General features: G+C 36.0%; 15 protein-coding genes, 6 tRNA genes and 2 pseudogenes. 21 read left to right on the forward strand and 2 right to left on the reverse strand.

All coding sequences use genetic code 11. From position 1 onward, the window contains the following. The first annotated feature begins 21 nt into the window (after positions 1-21). The 5 genes and pseudogenes from Ami3637_RS12465 to Ami3637_RS17595 all read left to right on the forward strand — a co-directional run bounded on the left by Ami3637_RS12465 (position 22) and on the right by Ami3637_RS17595 (position 5,164). Entirely contained in the window at positions 22-744 is a 723-nt protein-coding gene (locus Ami3637_RS12465; protein ID WP_162362866.1) for a GT-D fold domain-containing protein, read from the forward strand. Positions 745-747: 3 nt separating this feature from the next. Next, positions 748-1,554 (forward strand): glycosyltransferase family 2 protein, encoded by an 807-nt coding sequence (locus tag Ami3637_RS12470; protein WP_162362867.1) that lies wholly within the window; start codon positions 748-750, stop codon positions 1,552-1,554. A 236-nt stretch (positions 1,555-1,790) separates the two neighbouring features. Continuing rightward, the gene (locus Ami3637_RS12475) at positions 1,791-2,528 is read left to right on the forward strand and encodes a LytR/AlgR family response regulator transcription factor (protein WP_162362868.1); all 738 of its coding nucleotides are present in this window, start codon (positions 1,791-1,793) and stop codon (positions 2,526-2,528) included. Further along, the gene (locus tag Ami3637_RS12480; protein WP_162362869.1) at positions 2,525-3,811 is read left to right on the forward strand and encodes a sensor histidine kinase; all 1,287 of its coding nucleotides are present in this window, start codon (positions 2,525-2,527) and stop codon (positions 3,809-3,811) included. The genes Ami3637_RS12475 and Ami3637_RS12480 overlap by 4 nt, the downstream gene beginning before the upstream one ends. A gap of 535 nt (positions 3,812-4,346) precedes the next feature. Beyond that, positions 4,347-5,164: pseudogene (locus tag Ami3637_RS17595) on the forward strand (GGDEF domain-containing protein). A gap of 103 nt (positions 5,165-5,267) precedes the next feature. Here Ami3637_RS17595 and Ami3637_RS12495 read toward each other — a convergent pair. Next, positions 5,268-6,956: a methyl-accepting chemotaxis protein gene (locus tag Ami3637_RS12495; protein ID WP_162362871.1), complete on the reverse strand. Its 1,689-nt coding sequence runs from the start codon at positions 6,954-6,956 to the stop codon at positions 5,268-5,270. Between the two features lie 333 nt (positions 6,957-7,289). On the opposite strand from Ami3637_RS12495, the gene Ami3637_RS12500 reads away from it, so the two are divergent. The 3 genes from Ami3637_RS12500 (at position 7,290) to Ami3637_RS12510 (ending at position 9,636) form a co-directional block, all read left to right on the forward strand. Further along, positions 7,290-8,498 (forward strand): M20 family metallo-hydrolase, encoded by a 1,209-nt coding sequence (locus Ami3637_RS12500; protein WP_162362872.1) that lies wholly within the window; start codon positions 7,290-7,292, stop codon positions 8,496-8,498. Positions 8,499-8,683: 185 nt separating this feature from the next. Continuing rightward, positions 8,684-8,956, forward strand: a complete 273-nt coding sequence (locus tag Ami3637_RS12505; protein WP_162362873.1) for an autorepressor SdpR family transcription factor — start codon at positions 8,684-8,686, stop codon at positions 8,954-8,956. Further along, complete coding sequence (locus tag Ami3637_RS12510) at positions 8,953-9,636, forward strand: SdpI family protein (RefSeq protein WP_162362874.1); 684 nt, start codon at positions 8,953-8,955, stop codon at positions 9,634-9,636. The genes Ami3637_RS12505 and Ami3637_RS12510 overlap by 4 nt, the downstream gene beginning before the upstream one ends. 91 nt (positions 9,637-9,727) lie before the next feature. Here the strand turns inward: Ami3637_RS12510 and Ami3637_RS19170 are convergent. Then, positions 9,728-10,419 (reverse strand): annotated as a pseudogene (locus Ami3637_RS19170) (TIGR00266 family protein). A 291-nt stretch (positions 10,420-10,710) separates the two neighbouring features. On the opposite strand from Ami3637_RS19170, the gene Ami3637_RS12520 reads away from it, so the two are divergent. The 13 genes from Ami3637_RS12520 to Ami3637_RS12580 all read left to right on the forward strand — a co-directional run bounded on the left by Ami3637_RS12520 (position 10,711) and on the right by Ami3637_RS12580 (position 21,774). Beyond that, positions 10,711-10,787 (forward strand) — tRNA-Met (locus Ami3637_RS12520). Between the two features lie 7 nt (positions 10,788-10,794). After that, positions 10,795-10,870: transfer RNA gene (locus Ami3637_RS12525), tRNA-Val, on the forward strand. Positions 10,871-10,882: 12 nt separating this feature from the next. Next, a tRNA-Asp gene (locus Ami3637_RS12530) sits at positions 10,883-10,959 on the forward strand. Between the two features lie 39 nt (positions 10,960-10,998). After that, positions 10,999-11,074: transfer RNA gene (locus Ami3637_RS12535), tRNA-His, on the forward strand. Between the two features lie 17 nt (positions 11,075-11,091). Next, a tRNA-Gln gene (locus Ami3637_RS12540) sits at positions 11,092-11,166 on the forward strand. Positions 11,167-11,196: 30 nt separating this feature from the next. Continuing rightward, positions 11,197-11,271: transfer RNA gene (locus Ami3637_RS12545), tRNA-Cys, on the forward strand. A 198-nt stretch (positions 11,272-11,469) separates the two neighbouring features. Next, on the forward strand, positions 11,470-13,206 hold the full coding sequence (locus tag Ami3637_RS12550; RefSeq protein ID WP_162362875.1) for an ABC-F family ATP-binding cassette domain-containing protein: 1,737 nt from the start codon (positions 11,470-11,472) through the stop codon (positions 13,204-13,206). 20 nt (positions 13,207-13,226) lie between these two features. Continuing rightward, positions 13,227-15,470: a U32 family peptidase gene (locus Ami3637_RS12555; protein WP_162362876.1), complete on the forward strand. Its 2,244-nt coding sequence runs from the start codon at positions 13,227-13,229 to the stop codon at positions 15,468-15,470. Between the two features lie 210 nt (positions 15,471-15,680). Further along, entirely contained in the window at positions 15,681-15,998 is a 318-nt protein-coding gene (locus tag Ami3637_RS12560; protein WP_162362877.1) for a DUF6951 family protein, read from the forward strand. A gap of 664 nt (positions 15,999-16,662) precedes the next feature. Beyond that, positions 16,663-18,177: an amino acid permease gene (locus tag Ami3637_RS12565; protein ID WP_162362878.1), complete on the forward strand. Its 1,515-nt coding sequence runs from the start codon at positions 16,663-16,665 to the stop codon at positions 18,175-18,177. A 492-nt stretch (positions 18,178-18,669) separates the two neighbouring features. Next, entirely contained in the window at positions 18,670-20,694 is a 2,025-nt protein-coding gene (locus Ami3637_RS12570; protein WP_162362879.1) for a sodium-translocating pyrophosphatase, read from the forward strand. Positions 20,695-20,893: 199 nt separating this feature from the next. Continuing rightward, entirely contained in the window at positions 20,894-21,289 is a 396-nt protein-coding gene (locus tag Ami3637_RS12575) for a BMC domain-containing protein (RefSeq protein ID WP_243158010.1), read from the forward strand. Positions 21,290-21,294: 5 nt separating this feature from the next. Continuing rightward, positions 21,295-21,774: a EutP/PduV family microcompartment system protein gene (locus Ami3637_RS12580; protein WP_162362880.1), complete on the forward strand. Its 480-nt coding sequence runs from the start codon at positions 21,295-21,297 to the stop codon at positions 21,772-21,774. The last annotated feature ends 55 nt before the right edge of the window (positions 21,775-21,829 follow it).

Below are 21,829 nucleotides of genomic sequence, written 5' to 3' on the forward strand. Positions count from 1 at the left end.
AATTAGAGGAGTAGATTAAAAATGGCATATTATAAATGCTATCTAATGCTAGTTGAAATACTGGAACAAATAAAATTTTCACTGAAACATCATAAGCCATATTCATTGGTACGTTTGGGTCACGGTGAAATGCATGTTGTGAGTTATAAAATTTGTCCCAATCACAAGATTAACCGCTATTTTGATCATTATCATCAATATGCAGGGATAACAGAGTTAAATGATGAAATTGCAGCAAGTATGATTAATGCTTTGAAAAAAGCGGATTTAGTGGGTTTGGGAAATCATACCCCATACAATGAGGAACTACTGAACCAAATTATTCAATACTATGGTTTAGAGTTCCCCGCAGTGTGTAATGCCTGGATTTGTGTTGAGATGATTAATTCGCCTGAATTTTTTAATATTCTCAGAGCACATAGGGTCTTGGTTGTAGGCAGAAGATCGGCAGAGGGTGCAGATAAATTGCGAAAATTAGGAATTACTGTTACAGGAGCCATTGGACATGAGGGATTGGAAGCAATGGCTCAAACAATTAAAGAAATCTCATCAATGGAAAATTTTGATATAGCCTTAGTTTCTGCAGGTGTACCAGCAACAATAATGTGTCCTGAAATTGCAGAAAAGACAGGGAAAGTAATAATCGATTTTGGCCATGCGCTGGACATTTTAATTGAGGGTGAAAACTTTGATCATGAAAAACAGGTTAACGATTTTAATAATAAATTAAACAAAGGAGTTTGAAAAATGGATAGTGAAATTACCGTTGTGATACCTTCTTACAATCCTGGGAAATTGTTGATAGATGCGCTAAAAAGTGTTTATGCTCAAACCTATTCCAATTGGAAATTAATACTCGTTGATGATGCTTCTGATGATAATAGTCTAAAGATGGCAGAAGAATTGTTAAACGATCCTAGGGTAACAGTAATTAGGAATAATATAAATCTTGGACAGTCAAAAGCTCAGAACAAAGCGTTAGATATAGTGGATACTGAATATTTTGTTCAATTAGACAGCGATGACTGGTTCTTACCTTATACGTTAGAAACTCTTTTAAAGGAATTTAAACAGCAACCCAGTGATATCGCTGTAGTCAGTGGAAATATTAAAACTATCATTGAGACAACAGAATATATGTTAAAGCACCATAATCAAGCGGCTGAACATATACGTAAAGGACGGAATTTTAAAGATCGTTATGATTTTTTGCTTTCTAATATGTCAGTATGGCCCAGATGCTACAAAACAAGTGCTGTTCGGGAAGTAGGAGGGTGGCCTACTGATGATCCGTATAAAGGACGTAATATGGAAGATCGGATGATACTTTTAAAGTTAATCGAAAAATACCGATTTCACTGGATTGATGAAGTTCTTTATGTTCACAGACGACATGATTATAACAATACAAATAAGCTTGCGGAATATAACTATATTATAGAATGGTATACTAAAAAAATATTAAAGCAATGGGGTGACGAATATATACCTGTTTTTCAAATCAATGCTTATGGTTGGAAAGATATTGTACGGCTTAAACCAAAAACTAGATAATTTTAATAAGTTTAAAGAAGCATTTACAGAAGAATGCCTAAACAAGTAAGGCCCTGGGAATAGAACTCAACAGGGCCTTGTGAGTTGATTTGTTTCAGTTGTTAATTAATGACATCTGAATGAATGGAATAATAGACTTACAGAATTTCACATGATATAATATTTTTTATACTTTTATAATAACTAGGGTTATCCTTAAAAATTTAACTGATAGATACTCTTTAAGGAGGTGTACCATGCTGCAAATCGCCATATGTGATGATCAGCCACAGGAGTTGGAAACCATCAACTCATACATAAAAGAATATCTTGCTGCTCATATGTTAGAAGCTGATGTTCGCCTGTTTTCCCACCCTGACGAACTACTTTCTGCCATGGAAGGTGAGAATTTTCATCTTTATATACTTGATATTGTCATGCCTATGATAAGCGGATTGGAACTTGGCAAAGAAATTCGCCGCTTTGACCATGAGACGCAAATCATTTACGCCACCACTGAGCCGCAATTTGCTTTGCAGGCATATGCTGCAAGTCCTATCAATTATTTGACTAAACCCATAAACAAAAAGCAGCTGTTTGATACGCTGGACTTGGCCATCTCCAAAGCAGACCTTACTCAGGAGCAGACATTTACCTTTAAAACTGCAGATAGCCTGAGGGTAATCAAACTGTTGGATATCGTCTGCTGTGAATATCGTAGCCATGCTGTCATTTTCAGTTTTACAGATGGACAGGAAGTGATTAGCCGTACCATTCGGGAGAGTTTTTCTGAATATTGTGCAGCAATCTTGAAGGACAGGCATTTTTTGCAATGTCACGCCTCCTTTCTGGTCAATATGCGACGAGTAGAACGTTTTAGTAAGGACAGCTTTACATTGTCTGGGGGAAAGATAGTCCCCATTGCAGAAAAGCAGTATCCAGCGGTGAGAGATACATATATGGATTACCTGATGTCAAAGGGGGGGAACAGATGAGCCAGTTTCTTCCTGATTTCTTACGGGCCGCAGTTTCTACCACTGCAAATGTTCTACTGATGATGACTCTTTTGCAGCCAAAATATTCTAAAAAAATAACATTGCTGACCATGCTTGGCATTCTTGCTGCTGATTTGGGCACGGCAGTTTACTGCTATCTTAGTGGGAACCTGACATTGCTTTCTAAACTTGACATTATTTTATTTGCTGTACTGTGTTTTGCGGTGCGGCCACTGTTCAAAGATACCTTCATGCAATGGCTGTTTTCCTATCTCACTGTTCAAAACATTAGTGATATGGTGATTATTCTCAGTTTTATTGGTTCAAGGCACTTGCCATACCCTGTCTATGCCAATTCGGTCCTGCGAATAATCCTGTTTGGTGCTTTTCTGCTAATTTTATCACGTTATGTGAGACCACTGTATCGGCAGGCGGTGGAGCATTGGACGGCATATTTTGCCGTGGCTGTGGGGATTTATATTACCTTTAATTATTACGTTTTGTCTTCCGACGATATTGTTGCTACCCTGACGGAACAGGCCTTTCCGCTGCTCCTGGTGATTTTCATCGGACTCGCCGCCTATGGCTCCATTTTTCTCTCCCTAAAAAATCTTCAGCGAGAGTTTTGGATAAAAGAGGAAAACCAGAAAATGTTATCAGAACGAGAATATTTGCATCTGGCTGCCGATAACATGACGAAACAGCTTGAACTGATGGAGGAGGTTTCGGGGCAGAACAGCCGTGCTGCTCATGACCGCCGCCATTTTAACAATATGCTGCTGGGGCTTTTGGAACAGGGGGAAATCAGCCAGGCCGCTGCGCTTTTAAAAAAGCAAAATCAAGTCGTTCCCCAAATAAGCAAGGTATACTGTGAAAATCCAGCTGTTAATGCCGCTGTATGTCATTATGCTGCACTTGCAGAGCAATCGGGCGTTGATACAGCAATTGAGCTGGACATTCCCAGCGAACTGACTGTGGATTCTCTGGAGCTTTCCATGGCAGTTTCAAACCTGATGGAGAATGCCATTCAAGCTTGTGGAAAGCTGGCCTCAAATTCTGAGCCATATCTCCGGTTTACCTGTCGTAATGTTGGGCGGCTGCTCCTGGAAATTGAAAATCCCTGCGCTGAAAATACCACACTTGATGAAAACGGCTATCCCATTGCTCATGAAGATGGACATGGTGTGGGAAGTAAGAGCGTTATCACCTTTGCAAAGAAGTATGATGGTGAGTTGATATACCACATGGAATGCGGCGTTTTTCGGGTGCGCCTGTTAGTGTAACAAAATAAGAAATTTCATTTGTCAATAGAAAATTTAAACGAAAATAAAGTTTTTAAGTGTAAAAATGAGTCTTTTAAGTGTAAAGACTCATTTTTTCTTTTTTGTGTGCTATTGTTTTGACAGAAAATAGTAAATAAAAATGTTTTTTAAGATTACTTTCTTATTTCGCAGGTGATGCTTGCATAAGAATGTACTTTTAATGGATGGTATGAATATGAAAAATTATGGGTTAAATAAAAAACAACTGGATTTTCTACTGTTGATAGTAGCAGCAATTGCAGCTTTTATTGCCTTTGGCATCATTTTGTACAAAAGTTATATGCAGTTAAGTTTCTATCTTCTATCAATAGCTTTTTTTGTGCTTATTATTATTAAAATATTTAAGTCTATGAACAATTCAATCATACAACTCAGATTAAATGAGGAAAGATACAAGGTTACTTTGCAACATGTAAACAATGTACTTTTTGATAATATATTAGAAGCTAATATAACAAAGGATTGTTTAATTGGGGATAATGCAAAGGAACTAACAATGTTATTAGGTATACCAGAGAATTCATCCTATTCAGATACAATTCTGGCTATTTCAGAACAATTAGTTAAAGAGGAATTTTCACAGGAATATAAAGAAGTGTTGTCTGTTTCAAATATTTTAAATACTTTAAAAAATAAAGCCCATATATTGGAATACGAATGTATTGAACGATCAGATGGTGTGAATTATGCATGGATTCGTATACATTATTGTATTTACTATTCGGATGCAGCTAATTCAGTATGCATTATTTCATATGTCAAAAATATTGAGGAAGAAAAAAGAACATTTAATATATTGCTTGAAAAGGCCAATACGGATTCTCTTACTGGGTTATATAATAAAGCCTCTACCGGTGAATCTATAACAAATTTATTAGAAGAATATCCAGAAGGTGGACATGCAATGATGATGATAGATATTGATGATTTTAAAAGAATCAATGATACCTATGGGCATGATTTTGGAGATAAAGTAATCCTTAGCATAGCAGAACAGATGAAAAAGTTTTTAAGAATACCGATATTATTGGAAGAATTGGCGGAGATGAATTTTTAATATATATGACAGGAATTTCTGATATGGCAAAGGCAGTTGAAAGATTTGCAGCCCTTAATGAAAGTGTATCCCTATTTTGCTCAAATCATTTTGAAGAAAATTTTAAAATTTCTTTAAGTGGAGGTATAGTAATGATATATGGAACACATGAATTTTATGAATTATATCATTATGCCGATATGGCGCTATATTGTGCAAAAAAAAATGGTAAAAATCAATATTATATATATAATTACTATAAAAATGAGATGAAATAAATCCAAAATTGTAGGTTCAAAAATACCAGAGAAGCTTTTATGCTTTCTGGTATTTTTTATTTACACCTTAAATTTGCAGAATTACATCTAAGTAATTAATTACTTAGACAGCATTGTTTCTTAATTGAAATCTGCTTACAAGTACCTTTAGTGTCTGTGCCTGCCCAGATAGTTCTTCACTGGCTGCAGCACTTTCCTCAGCTGTAGCAGCGTTGGTCTGAACAACACTTGAAATTTGATCGACGCCCAAGGTGACTTCATTTATGGCACTTGACTGCCTGTTTGAAATATCTGAAATATTTTCAACAATGCTGGCAACATCTTTTGCTCTTTCCACAACCTTAAGAAGTGAACTTGCAGTTTCGTCCGCAATTTTAGTGCCATTTTCCACTTGATTCATTGAGTTCTCAATTAAAGTCGTTGTATCTTTTGCTGCCTCCGCACTTTTTGTTGCCAGATTTCTTACTTCATCTGCCACCACAGCAAATCCTTTTCCTGCGGCACCTGCACGAGCTGCTTCAACTGCAGCATTAAGAGCAAGGATATTTGTCTGAAAAGCAATATCTTCAATGGTTTTAATGATTTTTCCAATTTGACTGGAAGAGTCATTGATTTGTGTCATGGCAGAAACCATTTCAGTCATATGCAGGTTACTTACTTCTATTTCTTCACTTACCAGATTTACATTTTCGCTGGCTTTTGTTGCGTGACCCGCATTTTTCTTTATATGGTCAGATATCTCCAGTATGGATGCAGACAACTCTTCCACTGCACTGGCTTGTTCAGTAGCCCCCTGAGCCAGTTCCTGGGAACCATCAGACACCTGATCTGAACCTGTAGCAACCTGTTCTGCTGCCTGATTTATTTTAGTAAGTGCATCATTAAGGGAAGCAACGATACTATGAATTGAATTTTTAAGTTCAATAAATTCCCCTTTATAATCTTGCTGAATATTAATATTCAAATCGCCCAGGGCCATTTTTCCAAGATTTTCTTTAATATCAGTTATATACGCTCGTATCATCTGGTTAGACTTAACAAAGGCTGTACCTAACTGACCAATTTCATCTTTAGAGTGTATGTCAATTTCTACGCTTAAATCTCCTTCGGACATTCTTTCTGCCGCATAAGCCATTTCTGTTACAGGTTTACTGATGCCTCTAGAAATAATCAGGGCTATGATAAGTGAAACGGCTAAAGAAATAGACATTACAACAAGAATTAAAATGGATGCTAAATTACCCTGAGCCGATAATTTAGTGGCTAGAGAATCTCCTGTAGTGGTTTTCTCGTCCATTATCGATTCTGTAGATGTTCGAATTGTATTTGCAAGAGGTGTAGCTTGATTCACTAAAATTGCATAGGCTTCAGTATTTTTATTTTGCATGGCAAGTTCAACTTCCTGATTGGCAACCTCAATGAAGTTTCCCATATTATTCTTGATATTATCATATTCTTTTTTCTCTTTGTCAGAGTCTAACTTTTTACCTACTTGTGATAAATATGTATCAAGTTTGTCAAAGGATTTTGTTATTTCATTACGATCATTCTCCATTTTTGCCATATCAGTATCAATAATCACGTTTCTAAGTAGTACCCTTACATTATTGAGTTCAGTACTAAAGCGACCAATATCTCCTTGTGCAAAACCGTAGTTTTCCAAAGCTGCACCATATTTGGAATTCATATTAGTCATAACATAAAGGCCCATTACACTTCCGATACTGGAGATAATTGTAACTAAAATAAAAGTGATAATTAATTTCTTTCCAATTTTCATGTTTTTTAACATACTGCACTTCTCCTTTTCAAACATTCATAAATTTAGTAGCTTAAATCCCTGTGCAATTAAATTGGTTTTAAAGAATAGTATTTATCCACCAAGATTTCGGCTAATTATGCGAATATTCTAACATTTATATCGTCAATATTCAAGCATCTTTAACATTTTATGTCATTTTATGAACTATTATGGATAAAGGTAGATTTATAGTCATATTTAAGAGTTGGTTTAGGGATGATTAAATAAATTGCATTGAATATATGTTCTTAAGAATTGAAAGATATGCTAAAATATAACAAGAAGCAATCTGCAGAATAAATAGAAGATTTATAAGGAGGAAACATGATAGGAAAGTTGATTGAAGATATTTCTCAGTTTGGAAGAGAAACATCAGGTGGAGTAACAAGATTGCCATTCAGTAAAGAGTCATATGCTGCACAGAAATACCTGGTTGATTATATGAACAATTTAGGCTTAAACGGACAAGTTGACTCATATGGAACCGTTTGGGGTCATCTTGAGGGGAAAGTAAAAGAAAGCATTATCATATCATCGCACTATGATACAGTGCCTAATGGTGGTAAGTATGATGGAATCGTCGGTATAATAGTTGGTCTTGAAGTAGCAAGATATTATGTTGAAAGAAATGAAAAACCTTATTATTCTATTGACATTCTGGCCATGAATGATGAAGAAGGGGTTCGGTTTTCACAGGGCTTTTTATCATCTCATGGGGTATGTGGATTGGAGACAGATCAGCTACTTGAAGAAACCAGGGACATTAATACAGGAGAAACGTTAAAAAATATAATCACTAACGGGATTCATGGGGATGCTGGCGTTATATCAAAGGAAAGACAACTAGCAAACGTAAAAAGAACAATCGAAGTTCATGTTGAGCAGGGAACCGTGCTTGAAAGCGCAGATTGCCCAATTGGTCTTGTTCACTCTATCGTTGGTTTAAACTATTATTATTTTACAATCAAAGGAGAAGCAAACCATGCGGGGGGAACAAGTATGAACTCTCGAAAAGATGCTCTGGTTACAGCTTGTAAGATTATTTCACAAATTCCTGAGATTGCAATGAAATATCCAGAGGCTGTTGCTACAGTTGGAAAGTTGGATGTCTTACCCAATGCGGCAAATGTAATACCAGGTGAAGTTAATTTTTCTGTTGATATGCGGACCTGTATTGACAAGGATCTCAAAGCCCTTGGAGAAGATGTTGAACGTTTAGTAAAAATTGAAGTGGAAAAAAATCCGGGGATTACTTATGAAGTAACATATGGGACTATAGACAATCCAGCTCATATGAATGAGAAGATGCTTAAGGATTTAGAGGCTATTGTTATAGAACAGGGACTGAAATACCTGAAACTGTCAAGTAAAGCCGGGCATGATTCACAAATATTATCGGATTATTTTAAATCAGCCATGTTATTTGTTCCAAGTAAAAATGGAGTTAGCCATAGTCCGTTAGAATATACCGATACAAAGTATATAGAAAACGCTGTAAAAGTACTTGTTAAATATGTTAACAAGGTAGAATGAAAAATAAGATATAAATCCTTAAAAACTAAGTATGAAGAGGAATAATGATTTTTTTAGCGTTGCAATAGGTATTTAAAATTATTTTTAAATACCTATTGCTTTTTTATTCACAAAGAGTACAATCTATTTAAAATATTTTTTAAATAGATTGGTTGCTATTCTAAAATCTTAAAAAGGGAGGCATTATGGGCTTAGCAGATTCATTTAAAGCCGTATCTGATTCTCAACGAAGAGAAATTCTGCTTATGCTTAGAGAGGGCAGACTTACAGCTGGAGAAATAGCGGAAAAACTGAATATATCCCAGGCGGCATTGTCATATCATTTGACACAGCTGAAAAAAGCAGATATGGTACTTGAATACAGACAGAAGAATTATATATATTACGAACTGAATACAACCCTGTTCGATGAAATGCTTGTATGGATTGAACAGTTTAAGGAGGATAAACATAAATGAAAAATAAAATGGGCAGGCTCATGTTATTACTGTTGAGCATAGCACCCTTTGTACTTACAGCAATGGCATTAAAGTATTTCCCGGAGAAAATTCCCACCCACTATGATTTCTCGGGAAATATAGATGCTTTTGGATCAAAGAACTCTCAATATGTACTTGCAGCAGTATTTTCGATATCTGGATTAGTAATGTTTATCATAAGTGAATGCGTGAGAAAAATCCATAACAAAGAAGAAGAGGATACTGTTAAAGCACAAAATAATGCTAATATAATCAATAAAATCGGAATTGGTCTTATGATTCTCTTTATTGTTATGCAAGGCAGCGAACTGCTGAATGTATATTATTATATTAACAATAAAGGGGACTTTCCCGATCTTAAGATAACAAATATTGCATTAATGAGTTTGATGGTATATGCTGGAAATGTTATAGCAAAATCAAAAATGAATTCTGCTCTGGGAATCAGAACATCCTGGAGCTTTAAAAGTGAGAAGGCATGGAGTGTTAGCCAGAGAAGTGGTGGGAAAGCAATGATAATAACCTCCATACTGATGATTATCGCTGCTCTGATTTTACCGGAAGCATATCAGATTATCCTTTTATTTTCAGGAGTGATACTGGTAACTGGCTCATCCCTAATCGTTTCATACAGGGCAGTAAAGAAAATGGATGATTAAATAAATATTGCTGAAAGAAAAAGCTGTTTCAAACTAGTAAACGATTCTGCAAAGGGAAGCTTATTTGAAACAGCTTTTGATTTATTATGATTTATTTGCCTGCGGGAAAGTATGGTCGCAGGGAATCCGCAACTGAATTTACAGGAAGTGTCTGAAGTATAATTTTACCTGGACCCCTTACCACTGTGTTGAAAATTCCTTCCCCGCCGAATAACATATTTTTTACGCCTGGTACTGTTACAATATCCAGGGAGCAGGTATCGCTCATGGCGGCAAGGTAGCCCGTGTCTATAATCATGGATTCACCAGATCCCAGATTATATTCAACAGTATGCCCGTCTATTTCAATAAAGGCTTTACCATTTCCAGAGATTTTCTGCATAATAAATCCCTCGCCCCAAAGAAACCAGCACCAATTTTCTTCTGAAAGAAGACCGATAAACTTACAGTTGACTCTGCTGCAAGGAATCCTGATTTCTGTACAATAAGGGAATTCTGGGGTGTGATGTCAAATGCCATGATAGATCCTGGAAAACTGGAAGCAAATGCAATTAAACCTTTTCCACCCTGGGAAGTATAACGATTTTGAAAAAGTGATTCACCAGCAAACATTCGGCCTAATGCTTTGCCCATTCCACCATTACTGCTGGTCTCCATTTTCATATTTGGCGACATCCAGCTCATAGAGCCTTTTTCAGTGATCATACTTTCTCCTTGCTCTAAAGTGCAGATAAGAACAGGAAGAGGAGTTCCTTCAATTTTATATTCCATAATAACCTCCATTTTTTATTGTTTTTTACAATGGTAGTGGTATAATATATAAGGAAATCATATAAGGATGGATTTGGAAAGTCAAGTAAAGATAAAAAATAAGAACTATCCATATAAGATAAAAGAATTTTTTTATCCGAAAGTTTAAAATGCATATTTAAAATAGCCGGAAAGTGTTGGAAAATACACACTTTATAAAAAGTGAAAAAATAATAATAATATGTAAAAAAATGTGTTGACATAACGAATCGGAAATGGTAAGATATTAAATGTTGACGGCGCAAAACGTTGGAAACATCATGTGGCGGTGTAGCTTAGTTGGCTAGAGCGTCCGGTTCATACCCGGAAGGTCGGTGGTTCGAATCCACTCGCCGCTACCATTAAAATGGGCGTTTAGCTCAGCTGGGAGAGCATCTGCCTTACAAGCAGAGGGTCATAGGTTCGAGCCCTATAACGCCCACCATTTTAATAATATGGCCTGGTAGTTCAGTTGGTTAGAATGCCAGCCTGTCACGCTGGAGGTCGTCGGTTCGAGCCCGATCCAGGTCGCCATTTTTATTAAAATAAAATTTAATAAAAAGCCATTATATGGTGGGTATCGTCAAGTGGTTAAGACACAGGGTTGTGGCTCCTGTATACGTGGGTTCGACTCCCACTATCCACCCCATATAAAAACTTTGTTGTTGGGGTATCGCCAAGCGGTAAGGCAATGGATTCTGATTCCATCATGCGCAGGTTCGAATCCTGCTACCCTAGCCAATTTATTTGCTGGTCGTAAGGCTGGCTTGCGGCGACATAGCCAAGTGGTAAGGCAGAGGTCTGCAAAACCTTTATCCCCCAGTTCAAATCTGGGTGTCGCCTCCATGAGAATAACTCTAAACTCGTTGAAATTGATGGGTTTAGAGTTTTTTATTTGTCTTGATTTATGTATAGAGCTGGTTGCACTATCCTAAAACAGATGTCTTTGTTTTAGCAACTTTTCTTGTGTTGTGCAGTGTTAATTGTTATAATTCTACTGTGACAAATTTTAGACAAAATTTTTTAGAAAAGAGGATAACAAAAATGATTCAAGTGGAAAAACTTTCCTATGGTTTTCCTGCAAAAGATTTATATAAAGAGGTTTCATTTACATTGAAAATGGGGCAGCATTGCGCTTTTATTGGAAGCAATGGTGCTGGAAAATCAACTCTTGTTGATATGATTATTCATCCGGATAAATATTTGTATGATGGAAAGATAATCAAAGATGAAAGTTGTCGAATTGGTTATGCTAGCCAGTTTGCTGTGAGAGATAAAGAGCAGGAATGCACTGTTTTTGAATATCTAAGTGAGAGATTCGTGGAAAATCAGCAAGCGACAATTGCTGTGTGTGAAGAAATGGCAGTGGCTGAGGATGCATCGCCGTTATTTGAGAAATATCAGGCTCTTTTAGATGCCTTTGAGGCCATGGATGGCGATAATTATGCAAACAATATCCGTAAACAGTTATATGTAGCCGGTATGCGTGAATTGGAAGAAACAAAGTTATCACAACTTAGTGGTGGAGAATATAAATTACTTCAGATTATGAGGGAAATGTTATTATCTCCAAATCTTCTTGTGTTGGACGAACCAGATGTATTTCTTGATTTCAGCAACTTAAATAGACTTTGTCAGTTGATTAATGGTTATAATGCCACATTATTAGTTATTACACATAACAGATATTTATTGAATCACTGTTTTAACAAGATTTTACACTTAGAGAACGGTGACATTCAGGAATATGATGGTAATTATACAGAATATCGTTGTTCCCAGCTAAAGGAAAAATTAAAACTTAAACTTCAGAGTATTGAAGAACAGGAAGAAATTGAACGTACTGAGAAAATGGTTGATATTCTGCGCACAAGAGCTACGATACTTGTCAATCCTGTTATTGGAAGTGCTGTAAATGCAAAGCAAACACAACTTGACCGTTTACGTGCAAGAGAAATTAAGGCACCTTTTATTGAACTTCGAGAGCCAAAGATTGAACTTCCCGCAATAGAAGTTGAAGCAGATCATACAGTTTTAAGCATTACAGACTACAATGTTTCATTTGATGAAAGCTTATTGGAAAATATCAATTTTGAACTGCTAGCTGGGGAAAAAGTAGCCATCGTTGGTGCAAATGGTACAGGAAAAACTACTTTAATGCGTGATATCTTAAAGAATAACCATCCTTCCATCCATATCCATGAGCATACAAGCTATGGGTGTTTATCTCAGCTTCAAGGGGAGAATATGGATGAAACAAAAACGGTATATGAGGTTATGGAAAGTTTGGGTTTTGAGACAAGGGAAAGTATCCGCGAGTATCTGGGGAAATATTGTTTGGAAAGTGATACCTTAAAGCAGAAGGTAGGTCAGTTGTCCGGTGGAGAAAAGAATTTGCTCCAAATTGCAATGATTGCAAATACAAAGGCAGAACTTCTTATTCTTGATGAACCCACTAGCCATTTGGATATTTACGCACAAATGGCACTGGAAAAAGCCATTTCCGAATATAAAGGGGCTGTACTCATGGTAAGTCACGATTTCTATCTTGTAGCTAATTGTGCGGATTACGTTTTGCTTATAGAAGACAATACCATTAGACGTATGCGTACGCGTTCTTTCCGTAAAATGGTATATGATAAATATTTCAATCAGAAGTATTTAGAAATAGACAAGAAAAAACAAGAATTAGAAGCGGATATTACATTAGCCTTTAAAAAGGATGAACTGAAAACTGTAGAAAAGCTTTGCAACCAGTTAGAAGCGCTTAGCGCAGAATAGTGAGTAGTATGGAGGAAAAAATGACTGAATTATTAGCTCCAGCAGGGAATATGGAAGCTTTAAAGGCCGCAATTTCTAATGGTTGTGATGCAATATACTTAGGCATGCAAAAATTTGGTGCACGTGCATACTCGTGCAATTTTGATTTAGAATCATTAAAAGAGGCTGTTGATTATGCGCACCTGAGAAATATTAAAATCTATGTAACCATGAATACCATCGTTTTCGAAAACGAAGTTGAAGAGATGAAGGCGCAGATGAACGAATTAAATGAAATCGGTGTGGATGGAATTATCGTTCAGGACTTGGTTGCTTTGGATTATATAGTTAAAAACTTTCTTGATATGGAAGCACATTGTTCAACTCAGATGGGAATAGACGATTTAGAAGGAACTTTATTATTTAAGGAGCTTGGTGCTAAACGAGTTGTTTTGGCCCGTGAGGTTCCGATTGAAAAAGTAAAAGAGATAAAAAGAATAGCTAAAATACCTTTAGAAATTTTTGCTCACGGTGCTTTATGTGTATCTTATTCTGGAAACTGTCTAATGTCTGGATTAATCGGCTATCGAAGCGGAAATCGGGGAAGATGTGTTGGTTCATGTCGTAAAGAGTATGAACTACTTGATAAGACAACAGATACATCTTTAGGAAAAAACTATATTTTATCTACTAAGGATTTAAACACTATCGATTATATTAATGATTTAAAAGAAATAGATTCTTTAAAAATAGAGGGCCGAATGAAAGAGCCTGCCTATGTTGCCAATGTTGTATCAAAATATCGCATGGCCTTAGATGATAAAATAGCCCAAGAAGATAAAGAGAATCTGAACAAAACATTCAATAGAACATTTACTAAAGGATATTTGTTTCACGAAGATCAGAAAGATATTACAAACATTTTAAGGCCGAATAATTTTGGCTATGAAATTGGCAGAATTAGCAAAATGGTTAAAGACATGTATGAAATAACACTTACACGTACTTTAAATCAAAACGATATAATCAGAATAAGTCATAATAATGAAGATGTAAATTTAACTGTTGTAAAACTGTACGATAAAGATGGCAATTTAATTAACAAGGCACATGATGTCTGCTATATCAAAATCAAAGAAAAGTTGTCTAAGGGCGATTTAGTATATATAACGAAGGATTATTTTTATTACAAAGAGTTAGAGTCATCACTGGAAAAAGAATTTAAGCGCTTTAACCTAGATATAAGAGTGTATGCATATCCAGATTCAAAGCTTATCATTGATGCTGAGGGTTTAGGCTTCAATTATTTATATGAAAGCCAGGAAATACTAGGGGTCGCAATTAACAATCCAACAACAAAAGATCAGCTAATAAAGCAATTTTCAAGATTAAATGATACTATATTTGAACTTAATCATGTAGATTTTGAGGAATGCAATGCATTTATTCCAGCTAAACTGTTAAATGCAGCAAGAAGAGATATTGTACAGGGCTTATACGACTTAAAGCTTAACAGCCAAAAGAAAAGAACCAAGGCTTTAAAAGCAAAAGAAAAAATAAGTTTTGCCCCTGAAAAACCATACCTTACGGCCTCTGTAACGACTAAGGAACAGTATGATGCTTGCGTGAACTGTGGAATTAAGGAAATCTATTTTGAAAACGTTGTTAGAAGAAACCAGAATGATTATAAGGAAAAAGAAGGGCAGCTACTAATCGGAGGATATGGCGGAATTTATCACTACAGAAAAACTAATCCTTTTGTTACGGACTACTCTCTAAATGTTGTTAATTCTACTAGTTGCTATGAATTATATAGATTAGGTGCGAAACGTGTAACGTTATCTTATGAATTGAATAAGAGCCAAATTGAAGAGCTAATCAATGCTTATTATGAAGAAAATGGCGGCTATCCTGCGCTGGAGATGATTGTATATGGTAAGGCTCCTTTGATGTTTACAAAATATTGTCCGCTGAAAAAAATGAACCAATGCGGTATTTGTAGAACAAAGAGCTATGAGTTGAAAGATGATTACGGAACCTTCCCAATCATTTGTCATGATGATTGTACAACGACTATTCTTAATGGCAAGACACTTAATCTTTTAGATGAGCTTCCAAGCATAAAAAGAATTGATGCATTCAGATTGAACTTTACAGTTGAGTCCAAAGAGCAGGTTGTGACAACCATTAATAAGGCCTTAAACAAATTAAATGGCGGAATGGATAAAGCTGTCTTTAATAAGGAAACAGACACAAGAGGACATTTTAATAAAGAAATTTTGTAGGGAAATTCCAGCTCAAATCAGGCTGGCGCCTTCAAAGATTGAGGTTTCAATATTTTAAAAATGTTGGAACTTCTTTTTTATTGTTTTTTACTTTGAACGAAAAGGTCTGTAAAAAATCTTTTAGGGACTATAATCATAGAAAATGTTGTTATTTATTTAGAGAAGGACTATATTTATATAAAAAATAACAATAAAAGAAGGTGAGTGGTTTTGGTAAAAGTTGATGTTAATCCAGGGGCATGCGGATTAAAAACAAGTTTGAGGATGGAAGTAGACGGTAATCAATCGCTTAAAATTGATATACAGTCAGAATGCCCACAAATTATGGCAATGGAGGCAGATTTAACAGAATTAGCTGGTTATAAGGAGTGCTTTGAAAAGTATAGTAAGTCAATGATTTACAAGATTGCTGACAAACATTGCCGGCATTTGGCATGTCCTGTTCCAACAGCCATCATCAAGGGAATGGAAGTTGCTTATGGTTTTAACGTGTGCAAGGACGTAACCATACATATTGAGAAAGAATAATACATTCATCTAAATCAAAATGTTTTTTTAGAATTCAGCTGTGAGCCTACAATATAAAATATTGTAGGTTTTTTCTTTAATAATTGCCAAAAAAATTGGAGTATAACCCAAAGAAACTATTTTGAATATTGATTGTTATTAGAATATTCTACATATATTTAGAATGTTTTTCATAACTGTTTAGTGGAATTATAAACCATTTTAATGCATTTTAATACTAAATATCTTAGCAAATGTGTATTTTTCAACATTTATTTTGCATGTGTAATTCGGACTTGCTTAAAAAATAAATATAAACTATGCCCTAAGGTATTGATTTTTATTTAATCGATGTTATAATTTAATTGAATTTACAGAATACTTCGTAAAATCAATATATTGTGAAAGACTATATTGCATTTATGTATTTATTTTGAATTCTGATTCGGAGGTGGTAAGAAGCGCGGATAGATATTATCCGATATACGAAAGAGGACTTTTAAAAATGGGTAAGCGTCAAACGTAATTAGGCAATACTTTAATGTTTGACCATAGCAGTTGACTGTACCACATGGAAGTTTTCCTGTGGCGGACAGATTTCTGGCAGATTTATAATAAACACTTGTTTTATGCAACTGCTATTCTATGAAATTATTATGTTTTTTTAAGGTAAGGAGGATTTATTATGAGTTCAGAAAAACATGGCGAAGGTACTAAACTGAGTCGTGGAATAAGGTCCAGACAGCTTACTATGATAGCTATCGGCGGAGCTATCGGTACAGGATTGTTTTTTGCAAGTGGAAGTGCAGTTTCATCTTCCGGTCCAGGAGGCGCAATGGTTGCCTATGGATTAATGGGTCTTATAGTATTTTTTATGATGTCATCACTTGGTGAAATGGCAACTCAGTTACCACTTGTTGGATCTTTCGAAGCGTATGCTAACAGATTTATCGATCCGGCTTTCGGCTTTGCTGTTGGTTGGAACTACTGGTTCTCTTGGGCTATTACTGTTGCAGCTGAATTCGTTGCAGCAGGTCTGATTGTTAAGTTCTGGATACCAGAAGTACCTGGTACTTTGGTAGCAATTATAGCATTCACGTTATTAATGGGTTTGAACCTGATTTCCACCAAATCATATGCAGAAGCAGAATATTGGTTTGCTGGTATTAAAGTAATCGCTGTTATTATTTTCCTGATTGCTGGTGTTCTTTGTATCTTCGGCATCATGGGTAATCATACAACAGGATTCCAGAACTGGACACTGGATGCAGGTGATGGAGGAAAGGCTCCATTTGTTGGCGGATTTGCTGCAATGATGAGTGTATTTGCTGTAGCTGGATTCTCTTTCCAGGGAACTGAAATCGTAGGTCTTGCTGCTGCAGAAACAGCAGATCCTGAAAAGAATGTTCCAAAGGCAATCAATACAGTATTCTGGCGAATCTTAATTTTCTACATAGGCAGTATCTTTGTAATCGGTACATTGATTCCGTTTACAGAACCTGACTTATTAAACGGAAGTGCTACAAACGTAGCAGCATCTCCATTTGTTCTGGTATTTAAAAATGTAGGTTTTGCAGCAGCAGCATCTGTTTTAAACGCTGTAATCCTGACATCCGTATTATCATGTGGTAACTCCGGTCTTTATACTTCTTCAAGAATGTTGCATGCAATGGCAACAAGAGGAAATGCACCAAAGTTCTTTGCAAAGACAAATAAACATGGTGTTCCTGTTTATGCAGTATGGGCAACTGGCGGTATCGCAGCACTTTCCTTCTTTGCTTCAATGGTAGGAGAAGGTAAGATTTATACAATTTTCTATAATGCATCAGCATTAAGCGGATTCTTTATCTGGCTTGGTATTTCAATCTGCCACTACAGATTCAGAAAAGCATGGGTTGCACAGGGCCACAGCATTTCAGAACTGAAATACAAATCATTATTGTATCCATTTGGACCAATCTTTGCAGGAGTTATGATTACAGTAATCATTTTCTTAGCAAATATGTGGGTATTCCAGGCAGATACTTTCAGCTGGTTTGACTTCATTTCTAACTATGCACTGATTCCTGTATTCCCTATTCTAATCATTGCATATAAGCTTAAGAAAAAGACTAAGCTTGTTCCTTTGACTGAATGTGACTTTACTATTCCTGATGAAACAGTTGATGATCCAACTATAGCAGCAGCTGCTAACAAATAAAATCGGAATATTTAATTAAATAAAACAATAAAAAGGTAGCAGATAATAATAGTCTGCTACCTTTTTTATAGAAATAAATCTAAATGGGGAGAACTTTTGCCAGCCTGAATAAAGTGTAAAAGAAAAAAACAGTAAGATACAAATAAAATTAAATATTTGTCCCTCATAAGATTGACACATCTTGTATAATAAAATATGTTTTTTGTTAATTATAACCTTTTTTAATTAAATTTTTATTTTTTTTTACTAAAATTGATAATTTTTATTGGACTTCTTTGTTAACGTGGTATAAAATATTTAGCGAGCATTCCGTTTAATTCTCCTAATTATTTCCGAATTTTTAAATTTTTATAAAGAATAAAATGAATTGATTGCAGCGGAAAAGGGTAGAATTGCTATGAACACGGTATAAGTATGCAATGCTTCATTGATATAGATGTTTCATTCTATTATTAATGCAGCAAATTTTTAAATTTAAAGGGAGAGACTAAAATGACTAATCTTATTTTGGCAGCATCTATTTTAGCATTAATATTTGCGGCTTATTTATCCAAGTCAGTTCTTAAAGAAGACATGGGAACTGACAAAATGATTGAGATTTCAGAATCAATCCAACAGGGTGCAATGGCCTTTTTAAACAGACAGTATAAGACCTTGCTTCCAATTGCAATTATTATTTTTATCATCTTGGGATTATTAACTGAACACAAATGGTCATCTGCAATAGCATTTGGTGTTGGTGCATTCTTTTCTGCACTAGCAGGTTACCTGGGTATGTACATCGCAACCAGAGCAAATGCCAGAACAACACATGCTGCAAAAAGCAGTTTGAAAAAGGCACTTGGAATTGCTTTCAAGGGCGGTTCTGTTATGGGTATGGGTGTTGTAGGTCTTGGATTACTTGGCGTATCATTGTTATATATATTTGTAGCTAAGCAGAATCCAGAATCTATAGCAGCAATCGACAGTTTCGCTTTCGGAGCTTCATTAATTGCTCTTTTTGCACGTATTGGCGGAGGTATTTTTACAAAGGCCGCTGACGTTGGTGCAGACCTGGTTGGTAAAGTAGAAGCTGGAATACCTGAAGATGACCCTAGAAACCCTGCAGTTATTGCTGACAATGTAGGGGATAACGTTGGTGACGTTGCAGGTATGGGTGCTGACCTGTTTGAATCTTATGCAGCAACATCCATTGCAGCAATGCTATTAGGTACATTCATGCCTGGACAGACAGGTGTAATACTTCCGCTATTATTGGGTGCAGCAGGAATTATTGCCTCTATTATCGGAACTCTTTTCATTTACACAGGTAATGATGGAAATCCACAGTCCGGACTTAACAGAAGTCTTTATACATCTTTCATTTTGTCTGCAGTTGCAGCATTTTTCCTGACCAGATATTTATTGCCAGACCATCAGATTCAATTTTTCATTGCAATTATGGGTGGTTTAATCGCAAACATTTTAATCGGACTGGTAACAGAGTACTTTACAGCACAAAATTATTCACCGGTTCAGAATATTGCAAAATCCTCTCAGACAGGAGCTGCAACAAATGCCATTTATGGTTTCTCCGTAGGACTTGAAAGTACTGCACTTCCAATTGTAATTATTATTGCAACTGTTGCAGTAGCTTATGTAGTTCCAGGAGGCGGTGTTTATGGATTCTATGGAATCGCATTAGCAGCAATGGGTATGTTATCCATGGCAGGTACCATTGTAGCTATCGATGCTTATGGACCAATTGCAGACAATGCTGGTGGTATTGCTGAAATGGCTGGTCTTGAACCAGAAGTTCGTCAGGTTACGGACAAGCTTGATGCTGTTGGAAACACTACAGCAGCTATCGCAAAGGGATTTGCTATCGGATCTGCTGCAATTACTGCAATTGCATTATTCTCTGCGTTTGCTCAGAGAGCAGGTTTAGCTTCACTTGATATATTAAATCCAATGATTATGCTTGGTTTATTGTTTGGTGCAATGATTCCATTCCTGTTCTGTGCATACGCTATGAGAGCCGTTGGAACTGCAGCCTTTGAAATGATTGAAGAAGTAAGAAGACAGTTCAGAGAAATCCCAGGACTTTTACAAGGAACAGCAAAGGCAGATTATAAGAAGTGCGTAGATATTTCTACAAAAGCTGCTATAAAGAGAATGATTAAGCCAGGACTGATTGCTCCTTTAAGCATAATTGTTATAGGTTTCGGTATTGCTGCATTTAATCCTACCGTTGCATTAAACGTTCTTGGCGGTATGCTGGTTGGCGGTACTGCAAGTGGTGTACTACTTGCTCTTACTATGTCAAATGCAGGTGGTGCATGGGATAATGCTAAGAAATACATTGAAACTGGTGCACTTGGTGGAAAAGGTTCAGAAGCGCATAAAGCTGCAGTTGTTGGAGATACCATCGGCGATCCGTTTAAAGATACAGCCGGTCCTTCACTAAATGCAGTAATCAAGGTTATGGGTACTATCTCATTAATCGTTGCTCCTATTATTGCAGCAATGATAAAATAAAAGTGCCTGTAGAACAAATTTTTAAATAAATAAATACAAATTTTAATAAAATGGAAATTGAGACTGTGCTTAAAACTTTTAGCACAGTCTTTTTTTAGGTATTTATAAAAATTGCTGAATTTCACAAAATATGTTATAATAATTATTACGTTAAAAAATAAACTAACAGAATAAACGGCATAAAAGTTAAAGAAAAGAGATGAAGAAAAAGATGGATATAAGAGATTTGCTACCAGAAGATTCAGAAGGAAGACTAAGAATTATACAGGAAAGTGTTCCTGGAAAACAGATTTCCCTGGCTCATATAATAGGTGGACCCAGACCAATTGTATATAAAAAGTTAGGATTAAACCCTGATATTGATTTCAATAATTCTGCAATTGGAATCCTCAACGTAACGCCTCCCGAATCAGCAGTAATTGCAAGTGATGTAGCAATTAAAGCAGGGGATGTATATTTAGGATTTGTAGACAGATTCAGCGGAACACTGATTATAACAGGGAGGCTGTCGGAAGTAGAAACGGCTATACAGGAAATTGTTTCTTACTTTAAAAATGAACTGGAATTTGCTGTGTGCAGAATAACAAGAAGGTAATAATCATGAGGAAGATTATGCTTCTTGGGCGTAGTGAGGCCGGAAAGACTACGCTGACACAGGCTTTAAAGGGAGAAAAAATTACCTATCATAAAACCCAGTATGTCAACTATTATGATGTTATTATTGATACACCGGGAGAATATGCGGAAACCAATACGCTGGCAGGTGCCCTGGCGATTTATTCTTACGAAGCAGATGTAATAGGTATGCTGCTGAGTGCTATTGAGCCTTATTCCCTGTATCCCCCATGTGTATGTGCCATCGCAACAAGAGAGGTAATAGGTATTGTTACAAAGATAGATCATAAGGAAGCTGATGTGGAACAGGCTAAAGAATGGCTGAGATTAGCAGGCTGTGAAAAAATATTTTGTATCAGTGCTTACACTGGAGAGGGAATTTCAGATATTTTAGAATATTTAAAGGAAGATGGAGATATACTTCCATGGGAGGAAGCTAAAGCAAAAGACGATATTTTGATATAGCAAAGTCATGTAATTATGTAGAAAGAATCACGATTTATTTACCTATATTTTGTTA

It is taken from the genome of Aminipila terrae (assembly GCF_010120715.1).
GTDB lineage: Bacteria > Bacillota > Clostridia > Peptostreptococcales > Anaerovoracaceae > Aminipila > Aminipila terrae.

Coding starts and splice junctions, on each gene's coding strand:
- Ami3637_RS12465 (WP_162362866.1), top strand. CDS start 22: ATGGCATATTATAAATGCTATCTAATGCTAGTTGAAATACTGGAACAA.
- Ami3637_RS12470 (WP_162362867.1), top strand. CDS start 748: ATGGATAGTGAAATTACCGTTGTGATACCTTCTTACAATCCTGGGAAA.
- Ami3637_RS12475 (WP_162362868.1), top strand. CDS start 1,791: ATGCTGCAAATCGCCATATGTGATGATCAGCCACAGGAGTTGGAAACC.
- Ami3637_RS12480 (WP_162362869.1), top strand. CDS start 2,525: ATGAGCCAGTTTCTTCCTGATTTCTTACGGGCCGCAGTTTCTACCACT.
- Ami3637_RS12495 (WP_162362871.1), bottom strand. CDS start 6,956: ATGTTAAAAAACATGAAAATTGGAAAGAAATTAATTATCACTTTTATT.
- Ami3637_RS12500 (WP_162362872.1), top strand. CDS start 7,290: ATGATAGGAAAGTTGATTGAAGATATTTCTCAGTTTGGAAGAGAAACA.
- Ami3637_RS12505 (WP_162362873.1), top strand. CDS start 8,684: ATGGGCTTAGCAGATTCATTTAAAGCCGTATCTGATTCTCAACGAAGA.
- Ami3637_RS12510 (WP_162362874.1), top strand. CDS start 8,953: ATGAAAAATAAAATGGGCAGGCTCATGTTATTACTGTTGAGCATAGCA.
- Ami3637_RS12550 (WP_162362875.1), top strand. CDS start 11,470: ATGATTCAAGTGGAAAAACTTTCCTATGGTTTTCCTGCAAAAGATTTA.
- Ami3637_RS12555 (WP_162362876.1), top strand. CDS start 13,227: ATGACTGAATTATTAGCTCCAGCAGGGAATATGGAAGCTTTAAAGGCC.
- Ami3637_RS12565 (WP_162362878.1), top strand. CDS start 16,663: ATGAGTTCAGAAAAACATGGCGAAGGTACTAAACTGAGTCGTGGAATA.
- Ami3637_RS12570 (WP_162362879.1), top strand. CDS start 18,670: ATGACTAATCTTATTTTGGCAGCATCTATTTTAGCATTAATATTTGCG.
- Ami3637_RS12575 (WP_243158010.1), top strand. CDS start 20,894: ATGAAGAAAAAGATGGATATAAGAGATTTGCTACCAGAAGATTCAGAA.
- Ami3637_RS12580 (WP_162362880.1), top strand. CDS start 21,295: ATGAGGAAGATTATGCTTCTTGGGCGTAGTGAGGCCGGAAAGACTACG.